Origin of the sequence: Vibrio sp. 10N.222.48.A3, assembly GCF_041475345.1 — a bacterium.
In the GTDB taxonomy this organism is placed as follows: domain Bacteria; phylum Pseudomonadota; class Gammaproteobacteria; order Enterobacterales; family Vibrionaceae; genus Vibrio; species Vibrio tasmaniensis_A.
In genome coordinates this window covers 1-19,981 of record NZ_JBFRVX010000051.1, presented here as the reverse complement: position 1 = coordinate 19,981, position 19,981 = coordinate 1, and the positions used below count along the sequence as shown (strand labels likewise).

22 protein-coding genes are annotated in these 19,981 nt (G+C 44.6%); 1 reads left to right on the top strand and 21 read right to left on the bottom strand.

Going from position 1 to position 19,981, the window contains the following annotated elements:
* Positions 1-75: 75 nt before the first annotated feature.
* On the top strand, positions 76-1,287 hold the full coding sequence (gene punC, locus AB4653_RS02030) for a purine nucleoside transporter PunC (protein WP_102258032.1): 1,212 nt from the start codon (positions 76-78) through the stop codon (positions 1,285-1,287).
* A 127-nt stretch (positions 1,288-1,414) separates the two neighbouring features.
* On the opposite strand, the gene glmU is transcribed toward punC, so the two are convergent.
* The 21 genes from glmU to AB4653_RS01925 all read right to left on the bottom strand — a co-directional run bounded on the left by glmU (position 1,415) and on the right by AB4653_RS01925 (position 19,980).
* Positions 1,415-2,773, bottom strand: coding sequence for a bifunctional UDP-N-acetylglucosamine diphosphorylase/glucosamine-1-phosphate N-acetyltransferase GlmU (gene glmU, locus AB4653_RS02025; protein WP_009848118.1), 1,359 nt, complete (start codon positions 2,771-2,773; stop codon positions 1,415-1,417).
* A 182-nt stretch (positions 2,774-2,955) separates the two neighbouring features.
* Positions 2,956-3,378: a F0F1 ATP synthase subunit epsilon gene (locus tag AB4653_RS02020; protein WP_004735742.1), complete on the bottom strand. Its 423-nt coding sequence runs from the start codon at positions 3,376-3,378 to the stop codon at positions 2,956-2,958.
* An 18-nt stretch (positions 3,379-3,396) separates the two neighbouring features.
* Positions 3,397-4,800: a F0F1 ATP synthase subunit beta gene (atpD, locus tag AB4653_RS02015; protein WP_009848119.1), complete on the bottom strand. Its 1,404-nt coding sequence runs from the start codon at positions 4,798-4,800 to the stop codon at positions 3,397-3,399.
* Between the two features lie 34 nt (positions 4,801-4,834).
* Positions 4,835-5,701, bottom strand: a complete 867-nt coding sequence (atpG, locus tag AB4653_RS02010; RefSeq protein WP_009848120.1) for a F0F1 ATP synthase subunit gamma — start codon at positions 5,699-5,701, stop codon at positions 4,835-4,837.
* Between the two features lie 48 nt (positions 5,702-5,749).
* Complete coding sequence (atpA, locus tag AB4653_RS02005) at positions 5,750-7,291, bottom strand: F0F1 ATP synthase subunit alpha (protein WP_009848121.1); 1,542 nt, start codon at positions 7,289-7,291, stop codon at positions 5,750-5,752.
* 13 nt (positions 7,292-7,304) lie between these two features.
* A complete protein-coding gene (atpH, locus tag AB4653_RS02000) occupies positions 7,305-7,838 on the bottom strand; it encodes a F0F1 ATP synthase subunit delta (RefSeq protein ID WP_009848122.1) in 534 nt (177 codons plus the stop codon).
* Between the two features lie 15 nt (positions 7,839-7,853).
* Entirely contained in the window at positions 7,854-8,324 is a 471-nt protein-coding gene (gene atpF, locus AB4653_RS01995; protein ID WP_010433231.1) for a F0F1 ATP synthase subunit B, read from the bottom strand.
* A 59-nt stretch (positions 8,325-8,383) separates the two neighbouring features.
* Positions 8,384-8,641 carry a F0F1 ATP synthase subunit C gene (gene atpE, locus AB4653_RS01990; protein ID WP_004411110.1) on the bottom strand — a complete coding sequence of 86 codons (258 nt, stop codon included), beginning with the start codon at positions 8,639-8,641 and terminating at the stop codon, positions 8,384-8,386.
* Between the two features lie 49 nt (positions 8,642-8,690).
* Positions 8,691-9,488 (bottom strand): F0F1 ATP synthase subunit A, encoded by a 798-nt coding sequence (gene atpB, locus AB4653_RS01985; RefSeq protein ID WP_009848124.1) that lies wholly within the window; start codon positions 9,486-9,488, stop codon positions 8,691-8,693.
* A gap of 8 nt (positions 9,489-9,496) precedes the next feature.
* Positions 9,497-9,886: a F0F1 ATP synthase subunit I gene (locus tag AB4653_RS01980; protein ID WP_008221392.1), complete on the bottom strand. Its 390-nt coding sequence runs from the start codon at positions 9,884-9,886 to the stop codon at positions 9,497-9,499.
* Positions 9,887-10,078: 192 nt separating this feature from the next.
* Positions 10,079-10,960, bottom strand: coding sequence for a ParB/RepB/Spo0J family partition protein (locus AB4653_RS01975; RefSeq protein ID WP_009848125.1), 882 nt, complete (start codon positions 10,958-10,960; stop codon positions 10,079-10,081).
* Between the two features lie 23 nt (positions 10,961-10,983).
* Positions 10,984-11,757, bottom strand: coding sequence for a ParA family protein (locus tag AB4653_RS01970; protein WP_009848126.1), 774 nt, complete (start codon positions 11,755-11,757; stop codon positions 10,984-10,986).
* Positions 11,758-11,771: 14 nt separating this feature from the next.
* Positions 11,772-12,404 carry a 16S rRNA (guanine(527)-N(7))-methyltransferase RsmG gene (gene rsmG / locus AB4653_RS01965; protein WP_009848127.1) on the bottom strand — a complete coding sequence of 211 codons (633 nt, stop codon included), beginning with the start codon at positions 12,402-12,404 and terminating at the stop codon, positions 11,772-11,774.
* Positions 12,404-14,299, bottom strand: a complete 1,896-nt coding sequence (gene mnmG / locus AB4653_RS01960; RefSeq protein WP_009848128.1) for a tRNA uridine-5-carboxymethylaminomethyl(34) synthesis enzyme MnmG — start codon at positions 14,297-14,299, stop codon at positions 12,404-12,406. The genes rsmG and mnmG overlap by 1 nt, the downstream gene beginning before the upstream one ends.
* 480 nt (positions 14,300-14,779) lie before the next feature.
* A complete protein-coding gene (mioC, locus tag AB4653_RS01955; protein ID WP_009848129.1) occupies positions 14,780-15,214 on the bottom strand; it encodes an FMN-binding protein MioC in 435 nt (144 codons plus the stop codon).
* A gap of 50 nt (positions 15,215-15,264) precedes the next feature.
* Complete coding sequence (mnmE, locus tag AB4653_RS01950; protein ID WP_009848130.1) at positions 15,265-16,626, bottom strand: tRNA uridine-5-carboxymethylaminomethyl(34) synthesis GTPase MnmE; 1,362 nt, start codon at positions 16,624-16,626, stop codon at positions 15,265-15,267.
* A gap of 129 nt (positions 16,627-16,755) precedes the next feature.
* On the bottom strand, positions 16,756-18,375 hold the full coding sequence (yidC, locus tag AB4653_RS01945) for a membrane protein insertase YidC (protein ID WP_009848131.1): 1,620 nt from the start codon (positions 18,373-18,375) through the stop codon (positions 16,756-16,758).
* A gap of 2 nt (positions 18,376-18,377) precedes the next feature.
* A complete protein-coding gene (yidD, locus tag AB4653_RS01940; protein ID WP_004735802.1) occupies positions 18,378-18,635 on the bottom strand; it encodes a membrane protein insertion efficiency factor YidD in 258 nt (85 codons plus the stop codon).
* Positions 18,602-18,925 (bottom strand): ribonuclease P protein component, encoded by a 324-nt coding sequence (rnpA, locus tag AB4653_RS01935; protein ID WP_029223763.1) that lies wholly within the window; start codon positions 18,923-18,925, stop codon positions 18,602-18,604. Before rnpA ends, yidD begins: the two co-directional genes overlap by 34 nt.
* 45 nt (positions 18,926-18,970) lie before the next feature.
* Positions 18,971-19,105 carry a 50S ribosomal protein L34 gene (gene rpmH, locus AB4653_RS01930; protein WP_004735800.1) on the bottom strand — a complete coding sequence of 45 codons (135 nt, stop codon included), beginning with the start codon at positions 19,103-19,105 and terminating at the stop codon, positions 18,971-18,973.
* A 206-nt stretch (positions 19,106-19,311) separates the two neighbouring features.
* Positions 19,312-19,980 (bottom strand): amino acid ABC transporter ATP-binding protein, encoded by a 669-nt coding sequence (locus AB4653_RS01925; protein ID WP_372103193.1) that lies wholly within the window; start codon positions 19,978-19,980, stop codon positions 19,312-19,314.
* Between the last annotated feature and the right edge of the window lies 1 nt (position 19,981).

Genomic DNA, 19,981 nt, shown 5'->3' with positions numbered 1-19,981 from the left:
GGGGCTTTCACTTCTGTATATCAAACAATTTTTTTGATGATAAAAACATCACTACCTTTAGCTTAATGGCATCTTATGAATATTTCTAAATTTCAATTGGTCTACCTTGCAGTACTTTCAATGCTTGGCTTTATTGCGACCGATATGTACCTTCCTGCATTTAAGGCAATGGAAGTTGATTTCGCAACCGGTCCAGAGCAGATTGCTCTGTCTCTAACTGTATTCCTTGGCGGTATGGCAATGGGTCAGCTTCTTTGGGGTCTGGCGAGTGACAAGTATGGTCACCGCAACACACTAACGGTTGGTCTTGTTATCTTTACGGCAGCGTCATTCGGCTTGGCATTCAGCACCGAGGTATGGCACCTACTAACACTACGCTTCATTCAAGCGATCGGTGTGTGTGCGCCTGCGGTAATCTGGCAAGCAATGGTTATCAAGCGTTACTCGCAAAGCAGTAGCCAGCAAATTTTTGCTACTATCATGCCTCTAGTAGCGCTATCTCCAGCACTAGCACCTCAACTGGGTGTGTTGCTAGCAGACAGCTTTGGCTGGCACAGTATCTTCATTACATTGACTTTGATGGGCGCACTACTAATTGCAACAACAATGGCTCAACCAAAAGAAGCGCCTGAAGTAAAGCAGACATCGATTAAGACAGACATCAAGATGTTGATAAAATCAAAGCCTTACATGGGTAATGTTTTAATGTTTGCTTCGGCATCTGCAGCGTTCTTCGCTTACCTAACGGGTATGCCAGAGATAATGGCTCAGCTAGGTTATGAAGCAAAAGACATCGGCTTGAGCTTTATCCCACAGACAATCGCGTTCATGGCGGGTGGTTATTTCGGTAAGCAAGCGGTGAAGAAATATGGTGATGGCGTTGTACTAAGAAATCTTATCGGTTTGTTCAGCGTTGCAGCGATGCTTATCTTCATTGCATCACAGTGGGAACTGACGTCAATCTGGCCTCTGCTTGCGCCTTTCTGTTTGATTGCAGTAGCAAACGGTGCACTTTACCCAATAGTAGTAAACCGTGCTCTATCAAGTGCTAAGCAAAGCCCAGCAACAGCTGCTGGCCTACAAAACAGCCTGCAAATCAGTATCAGTGGCCTATCAAGTGCATTGGTCGCGGCAATGGCTAGCCAAGCACTAAGCGCAACGGGTATCGCGGTTGTGATTTGTTTGGGTGCATTGTGGGTTGGCTATATTGTTTCAAACAAAGAGCTTTCTGAACACTTCGCGACACCAGACAACTCTCGAGTGGTCGCTGACGAGAAACAAGACTAGTTTCTCGTTTAACGAAAACAAAAAAAGAGCGAGTAATCTCGCTCTTTTTTTATATCTAAAGTTATTTAGAAAGCAGCCAGTGGCATTGCTACTGGCTTGTATCCGAATATCTTTTGGACGTTAGTACTTACTTCTTAGTTGGACGTTTCCAATCAGCAATCTTACGTTCTTTAGCACGGCTGATAACTAACTCATTTTCAGCAACATCACGAGTTACTGTAGAGCCAGCACCAACGGTAGCGCCATTACCAATAGTAACTGGAGCAATTAATTGACTATCTGAGCCAACGAATACGTCATCGCCGATGATGGTCTTAAACTTGTTTGCGCCATCATAGTTACAAGTGATAGCACCTGCACCCACGTTTACGCGCTGACCAATTTCAGCATCGCCTAAGTACGTTAAGTGATTCGCTTTAGAGCCCTCACCAAGGCGAGTGTTCTTCATTTCGACAAAGTTACCAACGTGCGAGTTATTACGCATGTCAGCTCCAGGACGTAAGCGAGTGAATGGACCAACCGTACAGTCTTCACCGACCGTTGCACCTTCGATTACGCTGTATGGGCGAACGATAGTGTTGTCATCAATCTCACAGTCTTTCAATACACAACCAGTGCCGATAACCACATTATCGCCAATGCTTACACTGCCTTCGATGATAACGTTAGTATCAATCTCAACATCCATACCACACTGTAATTCACCGCGTAGATCAAAGCGGCTTGGGTCGCGTAACATTACGCCTTGCTTCAATAGCTTATCTGCTTGTTCAGCTTGGTAAGCGCGCTCTAGACGAGCCAGTTGTGAGCGGTCGTTCACGCCTTCAACTTCAATTGGGCTTACTGGATGTACAGCCTCAACCGCACGACCTTCATCGTGAGCCGCTGCAATAACGTCAGTCAGGTAGTATTCACCTTGTGCGTTATCGTTGCTTAAGCCAGACAACCAACGTTTCAGATCGCCACCAGTAGCCACCATAACGCCAGTATTAATCTCTTTGATAAGCTTCTGCTCATCGGTTGCATCTTTTTGCTCAACGATAGCGACAACCGGGCCATTGCGACGAATGATACGACCGTAGCCCATCGGGTTATCTAGAACGACAGTAAGTAGTGCGATACCACCGTTTGGTTGAGCGTCTAATAGGTTTTCAATGGTTTCAGGAGAGATTAGTGGAACATCACCGTATAGCACCAATACTTTTTCATCATCAGCAAAATGTGCAGATGCTTGATCTACAGCGTGACCAGTACCTAGCTGCTCAGCTTGCAGTGCCCAATTTACAGATTCTTCAGCTAGAGTAGCCTTCATCTGATCACCACCGTGGCCGTAAACCAGGTTGATATTTTGAGCGCCTAAACCATTACATGTATCGATAACATGCTTCACCATTGGCTTACCCGCAAGCGTGTGCAGAACCTTTGGTGTGTTTGAATACATGCGAGTGCCTTTGCCCGCCGCGAGAATCACTGCGCTAAACTTCATTGTAAACCTATCCAACAGTATTTTTATTAAGCCGATATTGTAACCGTTTTTGGCCAAAAAATTAAATCACAATAACCATTTAACCAGTAGTGATGTGTAAAAGATGCATTTTTCAGAACCTAAAAATGCAAAAAGGCGACCCTTAGGTCGCCTTTATCTCAGAGTCTATAATCTTAAAAAGATTAACGACGCTGCTTTGTCAGTTCGATAACTCGTAACTGAGCAATGGCTTTAGCCAGTTCACCGGCCGCTTGTGCGAAGTCTATGTCGCCATGCTGATTTTGGATATTCTCCACAGCCTTGCGTTTAGCTTCTTCCGCCTTTGCTGCGTCTAGCTCTTCACCACGGATAGCTGTATCAGCCAGTACAGTCGCTGTACCAGGCTGAACTTCTACCATACCACCAGAAACATAAATAATTTCTTCGTGGCCGTGCTGCTTAACAATACGCACCATACCAGGCTTGATAGCGGTCAGCAGTGGAGTGTGACCATGGAAAATACCAAGCTCACCCTCACTACCGGTCACCTGAAACGTCTCAACAAGACCAGAGAAAATTTGTTTCTCGGCACTTACAACGTCTAGGTGAAAGGTTATTGCTGCCATATCGCCTCCTAGTTAGCCTTATAGCTTCTTAGCATTCTCGATAGCTTCGTCAATTGCACCACAGTACATGAACGCTTGCTCTGGAATGTCATCGTATTCACCAGATAGAAGACCTTGGAAGCCACGTAGAGTCTCTTTAAGAGGTACGTAAACGCCTGGGTCACCTGTAAATACTTCCGCTACGTGGTAAGGCTGAGTTAGGAACTTCTCAATCTTACGAGCACGAGATACAACTTGCTTATCTTCTTCAGATAGCTCGTCCATACCTAGGATAGCAATGATATCTTTCAGCTCTTTATAGCGCTGAAGAGTAGACTGAACGCCACGAGCGATGTCGTAGTGTTCTTGTCCAACTACCAATGGATCCAGTTGACGTGAAGTAGAATCTAGCGGGTCGATCGCTGGGTATAGACCCATAGATGCGATGTTACGGTTAAGTACAACCGTTGCATCCAAGTGAGCGAACGTTGTTGCTGGAGACGGGTCAGTCAAGTCATCCGCAGGTACGTATACCGCCTGTACAGACGTGATAGAACCAGCTTTAGTTGACGTGATACGCTCTTGTAGAACACCCATTTCTTCAGCTAGTGTAGGTTGGTAACCTACCGCAGAAGGCATACGACCTAGAAGTGCTGATACTTCAGTACCTGCTAGTGTGTAACGGTAGATGTTATCAACGAACAGTAGAACGTCACGACCTTCGTCACGGAAGCGCTCTGCCATTGTTAGACCAGTCAGTGCAACACGTAGACGGTTACCTGGTGGCTCGTTCATCTGGCCGTAAACCATCGCTACTTTTGATTCTTCAGGTTTTTCGATGTTTACAACACCTGCTTCCTGCATCTCAAAGTAGAAATCGTTACCTTCACGAGTACGCTCACCTACACCTGCAAATACAGATAGGCCTGAGTGTTGAAGTGCGATGTTGTTGATAAGTTCCATCATGTTAACGGTCTTACCTACACCAGCACCACCGAATAGACCGATTTTACCACCTTTAGCGAATGGACAAATCAAGTCGATTACTTTAACACCAGTTTCTAGAAGAGCTGTCTCGTTAGACTGCTCTTCGTAGCTTGGAGCTTCACGGTGAATGGCGTAATGCTCTTCAGCACCAATCTCGCCACACTCATCAATCGCGTCACCTAGGACATTCATGATACGACCCAATGTCTTAGTACCTACTGGTACTGAGATTGGAGCGCCAGTATTTTCAACTGTCAAACCACGACGTAAACCATCAGAGCTACCCATTACGATTGCGCGAACTACGCCACCGCCAAGTTGTTGCTGAACTTCAAGAACTAGACGCTCTTTCACTTCATTAACATTCAGAGCATCGTATACACGAGGTACTTCGCCCTGTGGGAACTCTACGTCGACTACCGCACCGATGATCTGTACGATCTTACCTGTAGCCATCGTTAATCCTCTAACTATTTAGTTTTACCTAAGCTTAAACCGCAGCTGCGCCTGAAACGATCTCAGAAAGTTCTTGTGTAATCGCCGATTGACGGGCTTTGTTATACACAAGTTCTAAGTCATCAATAATGTCACCAGCATTATCTGTTGCTGATTTCATTGCAATCATTCGAGCCGCTTGCTCACAAGCAAGGTTCTCGACCACACCTTGGTACACTTGAGATTCGACATAGCGAACCAATAGTGCATCTAGTAGTGGCTTTGGCTCGGGCTCATAAATGTAGTCCCAAGAATGACTGCGTTTCATTTCTTCGCTGTCTGATTTAGGCAAAGGAAGTAATTGATCGATCGTTGGTTCTTGAACCATAGTGTTTTCAAACTTGTTGAACACTACGAACAGGCGATCTAGTTCGCCTTCATCATATTTCTTCAGCATAACGCTCACAGAGCCAATCAAGTCTTCAAGGCTTGGACGATCGCCCAGACCAGAAACTTGAGCTGCTACTTTCGCGCCGCTGTTGTTGAAAAATGCTGTTGCTTTAGAGCCTACAATTGCAAGCTCAACATCAGCACCTTTCTCAGACCAATCTTTCATGTCGTTCATGGCTTTCTTGAACAAGTTAATGTTCAAACCACCACAAAGACCACGGTCTGTAGAAACGATGATGTAACCAACACGTTTGGCTTCACGTTCCTCAAGATAAGGATGCTTATACTCGAGGCTACCATTAGCCAAATGACCGATCACTTTACGCATTGTTTCTGCATATGGACGAGTAGCTTCCATTGCGTCTTGAGAACGACGCATTTTTGAAGCTGCTACCATTTCCATTGCTTTCGTAATCTTCTGTGTGCTTTTAACACTACCGATTTTATTACGTATCTCTTTTGCGCCGGCCATCGTTACTCTCCGTTAATGGTATGAGGTGGCCCTAAGACCACCTACCAATTACCAGGTCTGGGTTGCCTTGAAATCGTCAACAAGCTTCTTCAGCTCAGCTTCGATTTCTTTGTTGAAAGCACCCGTTGCGTCGATCTGTGTTACTAGATCAGCGTATTGACCACGAGCAAACGACAGTAAAGCAGCTTCAAAGTCTAGAACTTTAGAAAGTTCAACGTCTTGAAGGTATCCACGCTCTGCAGCGAAGATTACTAGAGCTTGGTCAAATACAGACATAGGAGCGTATTGCTTCTGCTTCATCAGTTCTGTAACTTTTTGACCGTGGTCTAGCTGCTTCTTAGTCGCTTCATCAAGATCCGAAGAGAACTGAGCAAATGCTGCAAGTTCACGGTATTGAGCTAGAGCAGTACGGATACCGCCAGATAGCTTCTTGATGATTTTAGTCTGCGCCGAACCACCTACACGAGAAACTGAGATACCTGGGTCAACAGCTGGACGTACGCCCGCGTTGAACAGCTCAGTTTGTAGGAAGATCTGACCATCAGTAATCGAGATTACGTTCGTTGGTACGAATGCAGATACGTCACCAGCTTGCGTTTCGATGATAGGAAGAGCTGTTAAAGAACCAGTCTTGCCTGTCACTTCGCCGTTAGTGAATTTTTCTACGTATGCTTCGCTTACACGAGCTGCACGCTCAAGTAGACGAGAGTGAAGGTAGAAAACATCACCTGGGAACGCTTCACGACCTGGTGGACGCTTAAGTAGTAGCGAGATTTGACGGTAAGCGACAGCTTGCTTAGATAGATCATCATAAACAATCAGTGCATCTTCACCGCGATCACGGAAGTATTCGCCCATCGCACAACCAGCATACGGTGCAAGGTATTGCAGCGCTGCAGATTCAGAAGCAGATGCAACAACAACAACAGTGTTTGCTAGTGCGCCGTGCTCTTCTAGTTTGCGAACTACGTTAGCAATAGTCGACGCTTTTTGGCCGATAGCTACGTAGATAGAGAAAATACCAGAATCTTTTTGGTTAATAATCGCATCGATCGCCATTGCTGTTTTACCAGTCTGACGGTCACCGATTACTAGCTCACGTTGACCACGACCGATAGGGATCATTGAGTCAACAGACTTGTAACCAGTTTGAACAGGTTGATCTACCGATTTACGGTCGATTACACCTGGTGCGATAATTTCTACAGGCGAAGTCAATTTAGCTTCGATTGGACCTTTACCATCAATTGGCTCACCTAGCGTGTTTACAACACGACCAAGCATTTCAGGACCTACTGGTACTTCTAGAATACGACCAGTACCTGTAACTTTCATGCCTTCCTGTAGGTCAGCATACGGGCCCATTACAACAGCACCAACCGAATCACGGTTCAAGTTTAGTGCTAGAGCGTAACGGCCACCCGGTAGTTCGATCATTTCACCTTGCATCACGTCCGCTAGGCCGTGGATGCTAAGGATGCCATCGCTTACAGAAACGATAGTACCTTCATTGCGAGCTTCACTAACAACGTCGAAAGATTCAATACGTTGTTTAATTAGATCGCTAATTTCAGTGGAATTAAGTTGCATGCTCCAATCCCCATTAAGACTGCAATGCATCGCTCAGGCGGTCTAAACGACTGCGCGCTGAGTTATCGATGACTAGGTCTCCGGCTCGAATAATAACTCCACTAAGTAGAGTCTCATCTATACTGCAATTCAGCTGAACTTTGCGCGCTAAGCGCTGTTCCAATTTGCTGCTGATCTCTGCTCGTTGTTCTTCAGAAAGTTCTACCGCTGAAGTTACTTCAACGTCGATCTCTTTCTCATACTCTTTTTTGAGTATAAAGAACTCTTTACAAACATCAGGAAAAGCCATTAAGCGGCCATTCTCTGCCATCACTTTAATTAAGTTCTGACCGAATTCATCAAATTGTTCGCCACAAATTACAATGAATACTTCAGCTAATTTTTCAGCAGTCATAGAACCGCTTAATAAATTGTGAACATCATCATTTTGTGCCACTTCGGCAGCAAAAGTAAGCATTTGACCCCATTGGTCTAGCTCACCTTTATCTACCGCAAAGTCAAACGCTGCTTTAGCATAGGGGCGTGCGATTGTAGTCAAATCAGACATATACAGCCCCTTGCTTTAAAGTTTTGCAGTAATGTTGTTAAGAAGATCATCGTGTACATCTTTATCGATTGTACGTTCAAGGATTTTCTCAGCACCAGCTATAGCCAGAGTTGCGACTTGTTTGCGCAGGTCATCACGGGCACGTGTACGCTCTGCTTCAATTTCTGCTTCAGCTTGCGCTAAGATCTTCTGGCGTTCTGCCTGAGCCTCTTCGCGTGCTTCATCAATAATTTGAGCTTTACGTTTGTTTGCCTGATCAATAACCTCAGTTGCAGTGCGCTTTGCTTCTTTCATTTGCTCAGAAGCGTTGGCTTGTGCCAGGTTCAAGTCTTTAGCAGCGCGTTCAGCGGCTACTAGACCGTCAGCAATTTTTTTCTGACGTTCTTCAATTGCTTGCATGATTGGTGGCCATACATATTTCATGCAGAACCAAACAAACAGTGAAAAAGCAATTGCTTGACCTAGCAGAGTTGCGTTCATATTCACAACAGCTACCCCTCGTTAAGAATCAACTACAAAAATTTAATTAACTATTTAGAAGTTAATTAGCCTGCTAGTTGACCAACAAATGGGTTAGCAAACGTGAATAGTAGTGCGATTACGATACCGATCATTGGAACAGCATCCAATAGACCAGCGATGATGAACATCTTAACTTGTAGCATTGGAGCCATTTCAGGTTGACGCGCAGCGCCTTCTAGGAATTTACCACCAAGAATAGCAAAACCAATTGCAGTACCTACGGCACAAAGACCAACAATGATAGCAACAGCGATTGCTGAAAAACTTAGTACAGTTTCCATTTACGTTCTCCGATTAACATTAATAGTTAGAATAAAGCTTAAAAATTTTTTAGTGATCACTATCTTCATGAGCCATTGATAAGTAAACGATTGTCAACATCATGAAAACAAACGCTTGAATCAAAATAACCAAGATATGGAAGATAGCCCAAGGTAGTGCACCTACCCATTGTAAGTACCACGGTAGCATTGCCGCGATAAGAATAAACACCACCTCACCCGCAAACATATTACCAAATAAACGCATACCTAGAGATAGTGGCTTCGCTAATAACGAAATTACCTCAAGTACCAAGTTAAATGGAATCATGATTGGGTGATTAAATGGATGCAGTGCCAATTCTTTAGCAAATCCGCCTAGACCTTTCACTTTGATGCTGTAGTAGATCATCAGAGCAAAAACACCTAAAGCCATTGCCATTGTTATATTAACATCAGCTGTAGGAACCACTTTCAAGTAAGGGATACCTAGCCAATGCTCTGCAGGATATGGTAAGAAATCGATAGGCACTAAGTCCATCAAGTTCATAATGATAATCCAGCAGAATATAGTCAGTGCTAGTGGGGCAATCAGAGGGTTGCGGCCATGGAAAGTTTCTTTAACGTTGTCACCAACGAATTCCACTACCATTTCAACAAAACACTGAAGCTTACCAGGTACACCTACTGTTGCTTTCTTAGCGACTGAGCGAAAAACCCAAAGGAATAACATCCCTGTCAACACCGAAAAAAACAGACTGTCTATATGTACGTTCCAGAAACTTGTCTCCTCTACAAGACCAAACTTAGCTAAAGAAAGGTTTTGTAAATGGTGTTCAATGTATCCGGATGCTGTTGGCGCAGCCATAACTCATCCTATTTTTTATTGTTAATGAAAAGCACTGGCGCAAAGATATTAATACCTAGAACCAGTAAATAGGTCAGTTTGAGGGGAATTAATTCCACCTGCATATACATGTAGACGATAGAGAATAGTAGAACTGTGATTAAGATTTTGAGCGCTTCACCTGCATAGAACGACGCCGCAACTAACTTAGTTGCGCGAGCTCCACAAAATAGAAAAGCACACACACAAAAAACTACATTCGCGATGACAAAAATACCGCCACCGATTAATGCAGCAAAACCCCAATCAGGATTAACAGCTAAACCTAACCCTATCGCCACTAATATAACCGCGCTAAGCTCGATCAATAACATTTGCTTTGCAAGCACTCGTCCTGGTCTTGCTAACGCCGCTACCATGTATTCGTTCCTCTTTTAAGCCTACTTTGATACTCGCTTAAAAGCGTGCTGATAAATTGGCGAAAATTATACGTTCAGCCAAATTGATTGCAATAAGAATGCAGCAATCATTTACATTTTTGTATACAAACCGACAACTTTTGTACGAAATCACTTGTTCATTACATAATTGACCTAAATCAATTATCTCACTTAGTACTCTAATTTAGCAATAAGTTGATCTAATTTGTGAGGCTCATCAAGAGTAATTGTCACTTTTGACTTCCCACTAACAGAACGAGTAACTGAAACGTTTGCTTGCAATTTTTCCGTGAGTCTTCGTGAAAGTTCGATAGCTTCAGTGTCTTCTTGCTTCGATTCTGATTCAACGTCTGGCTTTAAGCACTTTTTAACAAGCTGCTCAGTTTGACGCACGGTCATTTTTTTGGTTGCCGCAGTGTTTGCTGCCTCAACCTGGGTATCGCCTTCGAGCGCAAGCAATGCTCTAGCATGCCCCATTTCCAGGTGTTTGTTGGAAACTAAACTTTTTACTTCATTTTCGAGCTGATTTAGACGTAATAAGTTACTAACCGTTGCTCTCGATTTACCGATCACTTCAGCAACTTGTTGATGTGTCAGCTCAAATTCGTTCTGCAAGCGCTCTAACGCTTGTGCTTCTTCGATAGCATTCAAGTCTTCACGCTGAATGTTCTCGATCAATGCCATCGCAATCGCGGCCTTGTCTTCGACTCTCTTAATTAGACATGGCACTTGCTTAAGGCCAGCTTGACGAGCAGCTCTCCAACGACGTTCGCCAGCAATAATCTCAAACTGGTCGTGTGCTAAGGGGCGTACAACGATTGGCTGAATAATACCTTGAGATTGGATTGATGCTGCCAGCTCTTCTAGCGCTTCCGGCGCAATATCCTTACGCGGTTGATATACACCTGGCTTTAAGCAACCAACAGCCAATTCGATAAGCTCACCATCAGCCGACAACGCCTGACTATAAGAAGCAACTTGCTGCTTTTCACGAGCTAATGAGCTAGTTGCAAGCAATGCATCTAGCCCCTTTCCTAAACCACGCTTAGACATTGAGCGAATTCCTTTGGTTGGACCTATACTGGGACTTCTTCACGACGTAACATTTCGCCAGCAAGAGCAAGATATGCCTTAGCTCCTGCAGAATATTTGTCGTAGTACATTGCTGGCTTGCCATGACTCGGCGCTTCTGCCAGACGCACATTTCTAGGGATCACAGTTCGATAGACTTTGCTACCGAAGTGCTTTTTGAGTTGATCAGATACTTCGTTCGATAAGCGGTTACGAGGGTCGTACATAGTACGCAGAAGACCTTCAATCTTCAGATTCTCATTGACCACCGCAGCGAGCTTGCTAATGGTATCCATCAACGCAGTCAAACCTTCCAAAGCAAAGTATTCACATTGCATAGGAACCAATACGGAATCGGCCGCAGCCATCGCATTAATTGTAAGAAGATTTAATGACGGTGGGCAATCGATAAAGATGAAATCATAGTTATTACGAATGGATGCCAACGCGTTCTTTAGGCGAACTTCACGAGCAAACACTTCCATCAATTTGATTTCTGCCGCTGTAACATCACCATTTGCGGCGATAAGGTCATAATTGCCAGATGTACTTCGGCAAACTACCTCATCAAATGGGGTGTCTTCAACCAGCAAATCGTAAGCAGTTGCTTCAACCTGATACTTGTCAACACCGCTCGCCATCGTGGCATTACCTTGAGGATCGAGGTCAACAACCAATATCTTGCGCTTTGTTGCCGCCATTGATGCTGCCAAGTTAATGCAAGTTGTTGTTTTTCCTACGCCACCCTTCTGGTTGGCAATTGCTACGATTTTACCCACTATGGCCTCGCTGATTATCCTTGACGCGATAAAGTAACTAGATGACGCTCTCCATCAAGCTCTGGCACTTGCAAAGCTTTAATGTCTGTCACTGAACACCATTCAGGTAACAGGTCGATTTCGTCTCTAGGATGTTGTCCCTTAAGAGCCAAAAATACACCGGATTGCTCTTTAGGTAAATGATGACACCACTCTACCATGTCTGTCATTGATGCAAATGCGCGACTGAGCACGGCATCAAACTTTTCTTCTGGTTGAAATTCTTCAACACGACTTTGAATCGGCACCACGTTGTCGATACCCAGCTCATGAATCACTTGCTTGATAAAACGAATACGCTTACCCAAGCTGTCTAGCAAGTAAAACTCGCAGTCAGGATTCATGATTGAGAGCGGAATCCCAGGAAGGCCAGGGCCTGTGCCAACGTCAATAAAGCGCTTGCCTTGTAAGTGAGTGCTAACAATGATGCTATCCAAGATATGTTTCACCATCATTTCTTGCGGATCACGAACTGACGTCAGATTGTATGCTTTGTTCCACTTGTTTAGTAACTCAACGTAGCCAACCAATTGGCTGCGTTGCTTTTCAGATACTTCAAGTTCAGTCTGGCCAATCAGGTGATCCAGTTTTTCGCGTAATGCGCTCATTATGCTTCCTCACCTTTTTTCAACAGGCCGTGTTTTTTCAAGTAAACCAACAGAATTGAAATTGCAGCAGGTGTGATACCTGAGATTCGCGATGCAATACCAATTGAGTCTGGTTTAGCGGTAGTTAGTTTTAGAACCACTTCGTTAGAAAGCCCTTTTACCTTACTGTAATCGATGTCAGCCGGCAGTTTGGTGTTTTCATGACGCAGTGATTTTTCAATTTCATCTTGTTGACGTTGGATATAGCCATCGTACTTCACTTGGATCTCAACTTGCTCTGAGGCTTGTTGATCTTCCAGTGCAGGACCGAAACGATCCAACGACGTTAGCTGTGAATAAGTCATTTCAGGACGACGAAGAAGATCTTCACCACTCGCTTCACGAGACATTGGTGTTTTCAGGATCTGGTTCAATTGATCAATATCTTCAGATTTTGGGTTAATCCATGTTTCTTTAAGACGTTGACGCTCTTTCTCCATGTTTTCCATCTTCTCGTTGAATCGCGTCCAACGAGCATCGTCGACCAAGCCAAGTTCACGTGACTTTTCAGTCAAACGGATATCAGCGTTGTCTTCACGAAGCAACAAGCGGTATTCCGCGCGAGATGTAAACATGCGGTACGGTTCTTTGGTACCCATTGTCGACAAGTCATCGATAAGTACACCCATGTAAGCTTGATCGCGGCGTGGGCTCCAGCCCTCTTTGCCTTGCGTAAACAAACTCGCATTCAAACCGGCCATTAAGCCTTGTGCTGCAGCTTCTTCGTAGCCAGTGGTGCCATTGATTTGCCCTGCAAAGAACAACCCCTTAATAAACTTGGTCTCGTAAGTCAGTTTAAGATCGCGAGGGTCAAAGAAATCGTACTCAATCGCGTAACCAGGACGAACGATGTGTGCGTTCTCAAAACCTTTCATTGAGTGAACGATTTTTACCTGAACATCAAACGGCAAACTGGTTGAAATACCATTAGGGTATAACTCGTGCGTCGTTAGGCCTTCAGGCTCAATGAAAATTTGGTGACTGTTTTTATCAGCAAAGCGCATCACTTTGTCTTCAATCGACGGACAGTAACGAGGGCCAATACCTTCAATCACACCAGCGTACATCGGGCTGCGATCGAGGTTGGCACGAATAACGTCATGCGTATTTTCGTTAGTGTGCGTGATGTAACATGGAATCTGACGCGGCTGCTGAGCTCGGTTACCCATGAATGAGAAAACCGGAGTCGGATTATCGCCGTGTTGAACCTCAAGATCAGAAAAATCAACGCTGCGTGCATCAATGCGAGGAGGTGTACCTGTTTTCAGGCGATCAACTCGAAATGGAAGATCACGAAGACGGTCAGCGAGCGCGATCGATGGTGGATCACCCGCACGTCCACCCGATGAACTTTCCATACCAATATGAATCTTACCGCCTAGGAATGTGCCTACCGTTAAGACCACAGCATTAGCGCGGAATTTGAGGCCCATTTGCGTAACCACACCCACCACTTGATCTTGTTCAACGATCAAGTCATCAACCGACTGTTGGAACAGAGTTAGGTTTGGTGTGTTTTCAAGAACATTACGGACAAAGGCTTTGTAAAGTGCGCGGTCAGCTTGTGCACGAGTTGCACGTACCGCAGGGCCTTTTGATGCGTTTAATGTTCTGAACTGAATACCTGCATGATCAATAGCTTGCGCCATTAATCCACCCATAGCATCGACCTCTTTTACCAAGTGGCCCTTACCGATCCCGCCAATGGCTGGGTTACAAGACATCTGTCCCAACGTATCGATATTATGAGTTAGTAATAACGTACTTTGACCAGTACGTGCAGATGCGAGTGCGGCTTCCGTTCCTGCATGGCCACCACCAACAACGATGACGTCAAATTTTTCGTGATAAAGCATGAACCGACCTCAGGTACTCAAACGTTTCTAGATTGATAAAAAGGAGCGATATTCTACCTGTTTTCATAGCTTGAGAAAACGTTTTTGGAATTTTTCGAAAAAGCTGTTTTTAATTAATATAGATAAGATCTTTAGAGAGATCTTTTATTAGATCTATTATTAGGATCGAGGGCGTCTGTGGATAAGTAGAAAATGATCAACAAGATCATGGATCTTTTTTGGATCAAAGGGTGTGATCTAACTTTGATCATAATGAGGATTAGCTGGGATCAAAATGGCTACTTATACACAAGGGGAAATTACCTAGAAAGTTGTTATTTGGATAACTATAGGTTGATCACCGTATATGTATGATCTTATCCACAGAGGAAATTGAAAAAATGGGCATGTATTTCGATTTATTTTCAAAAAAGTTATTCACAATCACGATTTTCAGAGACAAAAAAAGCGGCATAAGCCGCTTTTTAGAATGTTGAGGTGTTAAAACTGGTCACTATGATCGTTAAACCATTCCTCTGCAGCATCTTCTGGGACCGGTGTTTCAAGAACATCGATGGTAAAACAGCCAGAAATAGCTTGAGCACCGAGCTCTTTTAGTTGGCTGTGGACAGATTTACCTGCCAAACAGAAGGTATCGTAGCTCGAATCTCCAAGCGCCACTACAGCAAAGCGAACCTGGCTTAAATCTGGAGATTGCTGGGTCAATGCGTCGATAAACGGCTTAATATTATCTGGAAATTCACCGGCACCATGAGTTGAAGTGACCAACAACCAAAAGCCTTGTTGGGGGATATCATCGTATTCAGGCTGATTATGAAGGGTTATTTCATGACCTTGCTCTTCAAGAAGATCATTAAGGTGATCGCCAACGTACTCTGCACCACCTAAGGTGCTACCTGTAATAATGTGGATCATTAAGCTGTCCTTACTAAAGAAGAAGGCCAGCATGAGCTGGCCTTTTAAGGTTATTTACCAATACAGAATGAAGAGAAGATGCGACCTAAAAGATCGTCTGAACTGAACTCACCCGTGATCTCATTGAGGTGCTGCTGAGTAATTCGAAGCTCTTCCGCTAAAATCTCACCCGCCATGTAGCCTTCAAGCTGCTGTTGGCCGATATCTAGGTGTTCTGATGCTCGTTCTAGGGCATCTAAGTGACGACGACGTGCCATAAAGCCACCTTCATGACCACCAGCAAAGCCCATACAATCCTTTAGATGACTACGCAGAGCGTCGACACCTTGGCCTGTTTTGGCTGATAAGCGAATCAGGGTTGGATCGTTAACATGACAAATGCCTAACTCTTCACTGGTTTGATCCGCTTTATTACGAATTACCGTCATTCCGATGTTGTTTGGTAGACGATCAACGAAATCTGGCCAGATATCTTTCGGGTCTGTTGCGTCTGTTGTTGTGCCATCAACCATAAATAAAACTCGGTCTGCCTGAGCTATTTCTTCCCAAGCACGTTCAATACCGATTTTTTCTACTTCATCTGAGGCCTCACGTAGGCCTGCGGTATCAATAATATGCAGTGGCATGCCGTCAATATGGATATGTTCACGCAGTACATCACGTGTCGTTCCCGCAATATCGGTCACAATGGCAGATTCTTTACCCGACAGCGCATTCAATAGGCTTGATTTACCCGCATTTGGGCGGCCTGCAATCACGACTTTCATGCCTTCACGCATGATTGAGCCTTGATTGGCTTCTTGGCGTACAGCTTCTAGGTTATCAATGATAGCTTGTAAGTCAGTGCTTACTTTACCGTCAGCCAGAAAATCAATTTCTTCTTCTGGGAAATCAATCGCGGCTTCAACGTAGATTCTTAAGTAAATCAGAGAATCTACCAGCGTATTAATGCGTTTAGAGAATTCACCTTGCAGGGATTGTAGTGCAGATTTCGCCGCTTCTTCTGAGCTGGCATCAATCAGGTCAGCAATCGCTTCTGCTTGTGTTAAGTCCATCTTGTCATTCAAGAAGGCACGCTCAGAGAATTCACCAGGACGCGCAGCACGCACACCTGAGATGGATAGGATACGTTTGATCAGCATGTCCATAACCACAGGACCACCGTGGCCTTGCAGCTCTAACACATCTTCGCCTGTGAACGAATGTGGGTTAGGGAAGTAAAGTGCAATACCTTGGTCGAGTTCGGTGCCATTGTGAGATTTAAAAGGCAGGTACTCGGCATAGCGCGGTTTTAGTACTTTGCCTGTTACTTCAAGCGCGACTTGAGCGGCTTGTGGGCCTGAAACGCGGATAATACCGACGCCACCACGTCCTGGCGCAGTCGCTTGAGCAACAATCGTATCTGTAGTCATAGTTGTGCCTGCTAGCATGTGAAGGCCAAAGGGGCGTTCACGATTAATCAATTAGCTGAATTGTAATCAGCTCAAAACAAAAAGGCGACCTTTTGGTCGCCTTTCTTTTATCTCTTTCTGTTATCGAACTTACTTAGAGTGTAAGCCTTTCTTTTCCAGCGCGCGGTAGATAAGCGTTTGCTGAATTAGAGTTACGATGTTCGATACTAGCCAGTAAAGAACCAGACCTGAAGGGAAGAACAGGAAGAAGAACGTGAACATAACCGGCATAAAGGTCATGATCTTCTGCTGCATTGGATCCGTTACAGTTGTCGGGCTCATCTTCTGGATTAGGAACATTGAAGCACCCATCAGAAGTGGCAAGATGTAGTATGGGTCTTGTGCTGAAAGGTCAGTAATCCAACCGAAGAACGGTGAGTGACGCAGTTCAACAGACTCCATTAGTGCCCAGTATAGTGAAATGAAGATAGGCATTTGAAGAAGGATAGGTAAACAGCCACCTAGTGGGTTTACTTTCTCTTTCTTGTAAAGCTCCATCATTTCTTGACTCATGCGTTGACGGTCGTCGCCAATACGCTCACGCATTGCAGTCAGCTTAGGCTGAAGCATGCGCATTTTCGCCATAGACGTGTACTGAGCTTTCGTTAGTGGGTACATAGCACCACGAACGATGAAAGTTAGACAGATGATTGCCAGACCCCAGTTCACAACGATGCCTTGAATAAATGAAAGCAGAGTATGAAGTGGTTTAGCAATGAACCATAACCAACCGTAGTCAACTACTAGGTCTAGGTTTGGTGCAACAGCAGCCATTTGGTCTTGAAGTTTAGGACCAACCCAAAGCGTTGCTTTGAAGCTTGCTTCGTCGCCAGTAGCGATGGTTTTGTTCGGCATGCGAACACCGATGTCGCCAAGGTTACCAATTACACGAGTGTAAAGGTTGCTGCCTGCTTCGTCGCGTGGAATCCAAGCACTTGCAAAGTAGTGTTGAATCATCGCTGCCCAACCTTGACCGTTTGCTAGGTTAAGAGAAAGGTTGCGATCTTGCATGTCGTCGAAGCTGTATTTTTTGTAACGCGTATCTTCCGTAGAGTAAGCACCACCACGGTAAGTTGGCATTGTTAGGCTACCACCGTCATCCATAACGTTTTGACGTAGGTGAGCGTACATGCCGAATGTTGCGTTATTGCCAGAGTTGTTGACTACATCGTATTCAACGTCAATCGCGTAGCTGCCGCGCTTAAGGACGAATGTTTTTGTGTAATCCAGGCCGTTCGCTTGGTAAGTCATTGGGATGCGTAGTTCATCTTGACCTTCAGCCAACGTGAAGCTGTCTGCTGAAACCGTGTAGCTAGGGCGGTTAGTGCTGCTTAAATCGATACCTTGAGGACCCACTAGACCGCTTTGAGCGATAAATTGGTGACCAGGCTCGTTTTTAAGAAGAACAAAAGTATCTTCAGAATCGAACTCAGCAGAGTAATCGTTTAGGTTTGCTGTAACGACATCACCACCAACCGTATCAATTGACAGAGTCAGAACATCAGTTGTTACTGTGATAGTTTTAGCAGAAGCAACTTGACCAGGAGCTGGGTCTAGATCATCTGCATAAGATGGCGCTGGTAGGGTGCTGCCAGATTGTGCCTGCTCAACCGCTTGTGGAGCTGGGTTCTGAGCTACGTTCCATTGTTGGAACAGTAGGAAAGAAACCAAAGCCAATGCGATTAACAGGATATTACGTTGAGAATCCATCGTTATTTATCTCTGTCTTGTTTTTGGACTGGTGGAACGGGGTCAAAGCCCCCTTCGTTCAAAGGATGGCATTTTAATAGACGTTTGCCTGATAACCAACACCCTTTTACAAAACCGTGAGCTTTCAACGCTTCTATCGCATATAAAGAGCAGGTTGGAGTAAATCGGCAGCGTGGGCCGATGAGTGGACTAATAAACCATCTATAAAAATAGATGGGTATTAGCGCTATCCACGCGAAGGGCGAGACAGGCGAAGCCATAATTTGTCGAGTAGCTTGAACATTTCTTCATTGCTTAAATCTTGCGCGCTCTTCTTAGCGATTACAACATAATCTTTGTTAGGAAGTTTGTGTTGAGTGTTACGAAAGCTTTCACGAGTAAGACGCTTGAATCGATTACGACCCACGGCGGTTTTAATCTGCTTTTTCGGAACGGCTAATCCAAGGCGAGGATTTGAAAGAGAGTTATTTCGGGCAATGATGGTGAAATGAGGGGAGCCTGCTCGATGAGCTTGCTTGAAGACATTCTGATAATGTTCGGGAGTTAACAAGCGTAACTCCCGACCGAAGGCTAGCTTATTCAAAATAATCAAAGATTACTTAGAAAGACGCTTACGGCCTTTTGCACGACGTGCATTGATTGTTGCGCGACCGTTCTTAGTAGCCATGCGAGCACGGAAACCGTGTGTACGCTTACGCTTTAGAACTGTAGGTTGAAAAGTGCGTTTCATTGTAATTACCTTACTGATCAGTAGTTTTAGGTTTTTGTTAAACCCGGCGTGGGCATTTTTTCTCTTCTTTATATAAGAAAGGAAAACCGACGCCTCTCAACAAAGAGGCGGAATTGTAATCACTGTCACAAAAAGTGTCAATGATTGGGTTAACTAAAATTCCGGTCGGGGGATTATACGTAGAATAACTAAAATCACAAGGATCCTTATTCGATCCCGACCTTATTTAAGAATTTCTTTAATTTAGGATCCTGTGGATTACCAAAAATATCCTGTGGAGATCCCTGTTCGACAATGTGGCCATCAGCCATGAAGATCACTCGGTCTGCGACCTCTCTAGCGAACTGCATTTCGTGAGTAACCACCAGCATGGTTTGATGCTGATTTGCTAGTTTTTTCATTAGGTTAAGCACTTCGCCAACCCATTCAGGATCAAGCGCTGAAGTCGGCTCATCAAACAGTAAAAGCTCTGGTTGTAGAGCCATTGCACGGCCAATACCAACCCGTTGCTGCTGGCCACCAGAGAGCGCGGCTGGGTAGCTATCAGCTTTCTCTCCTAAGCCAATGTCGTCGAGTATTTGTTGTGCTTTTTCATGGGCTTGCTTCTTTTTCCAACCACGAACGGTAATCAAACCTTCAGCTATATTCTGTCTCGCGGTTTGGTGAGCAAATAGTGCATAGTTTTGGAATACAAAACCAGTCTTACGACGCAGTGCAAGCACCTCTGCTTTGGTGTGTTTCTGAGCATCAACCTTAATATCATCAATCGAAATAATACCTTGATCGGCTTGCTCTAGAAAATTCACACAACGCAGCAGGGTAGACTTACCCGTACCACTTGAACCTATGATGACAATTATCTCACCTTGTTTGATT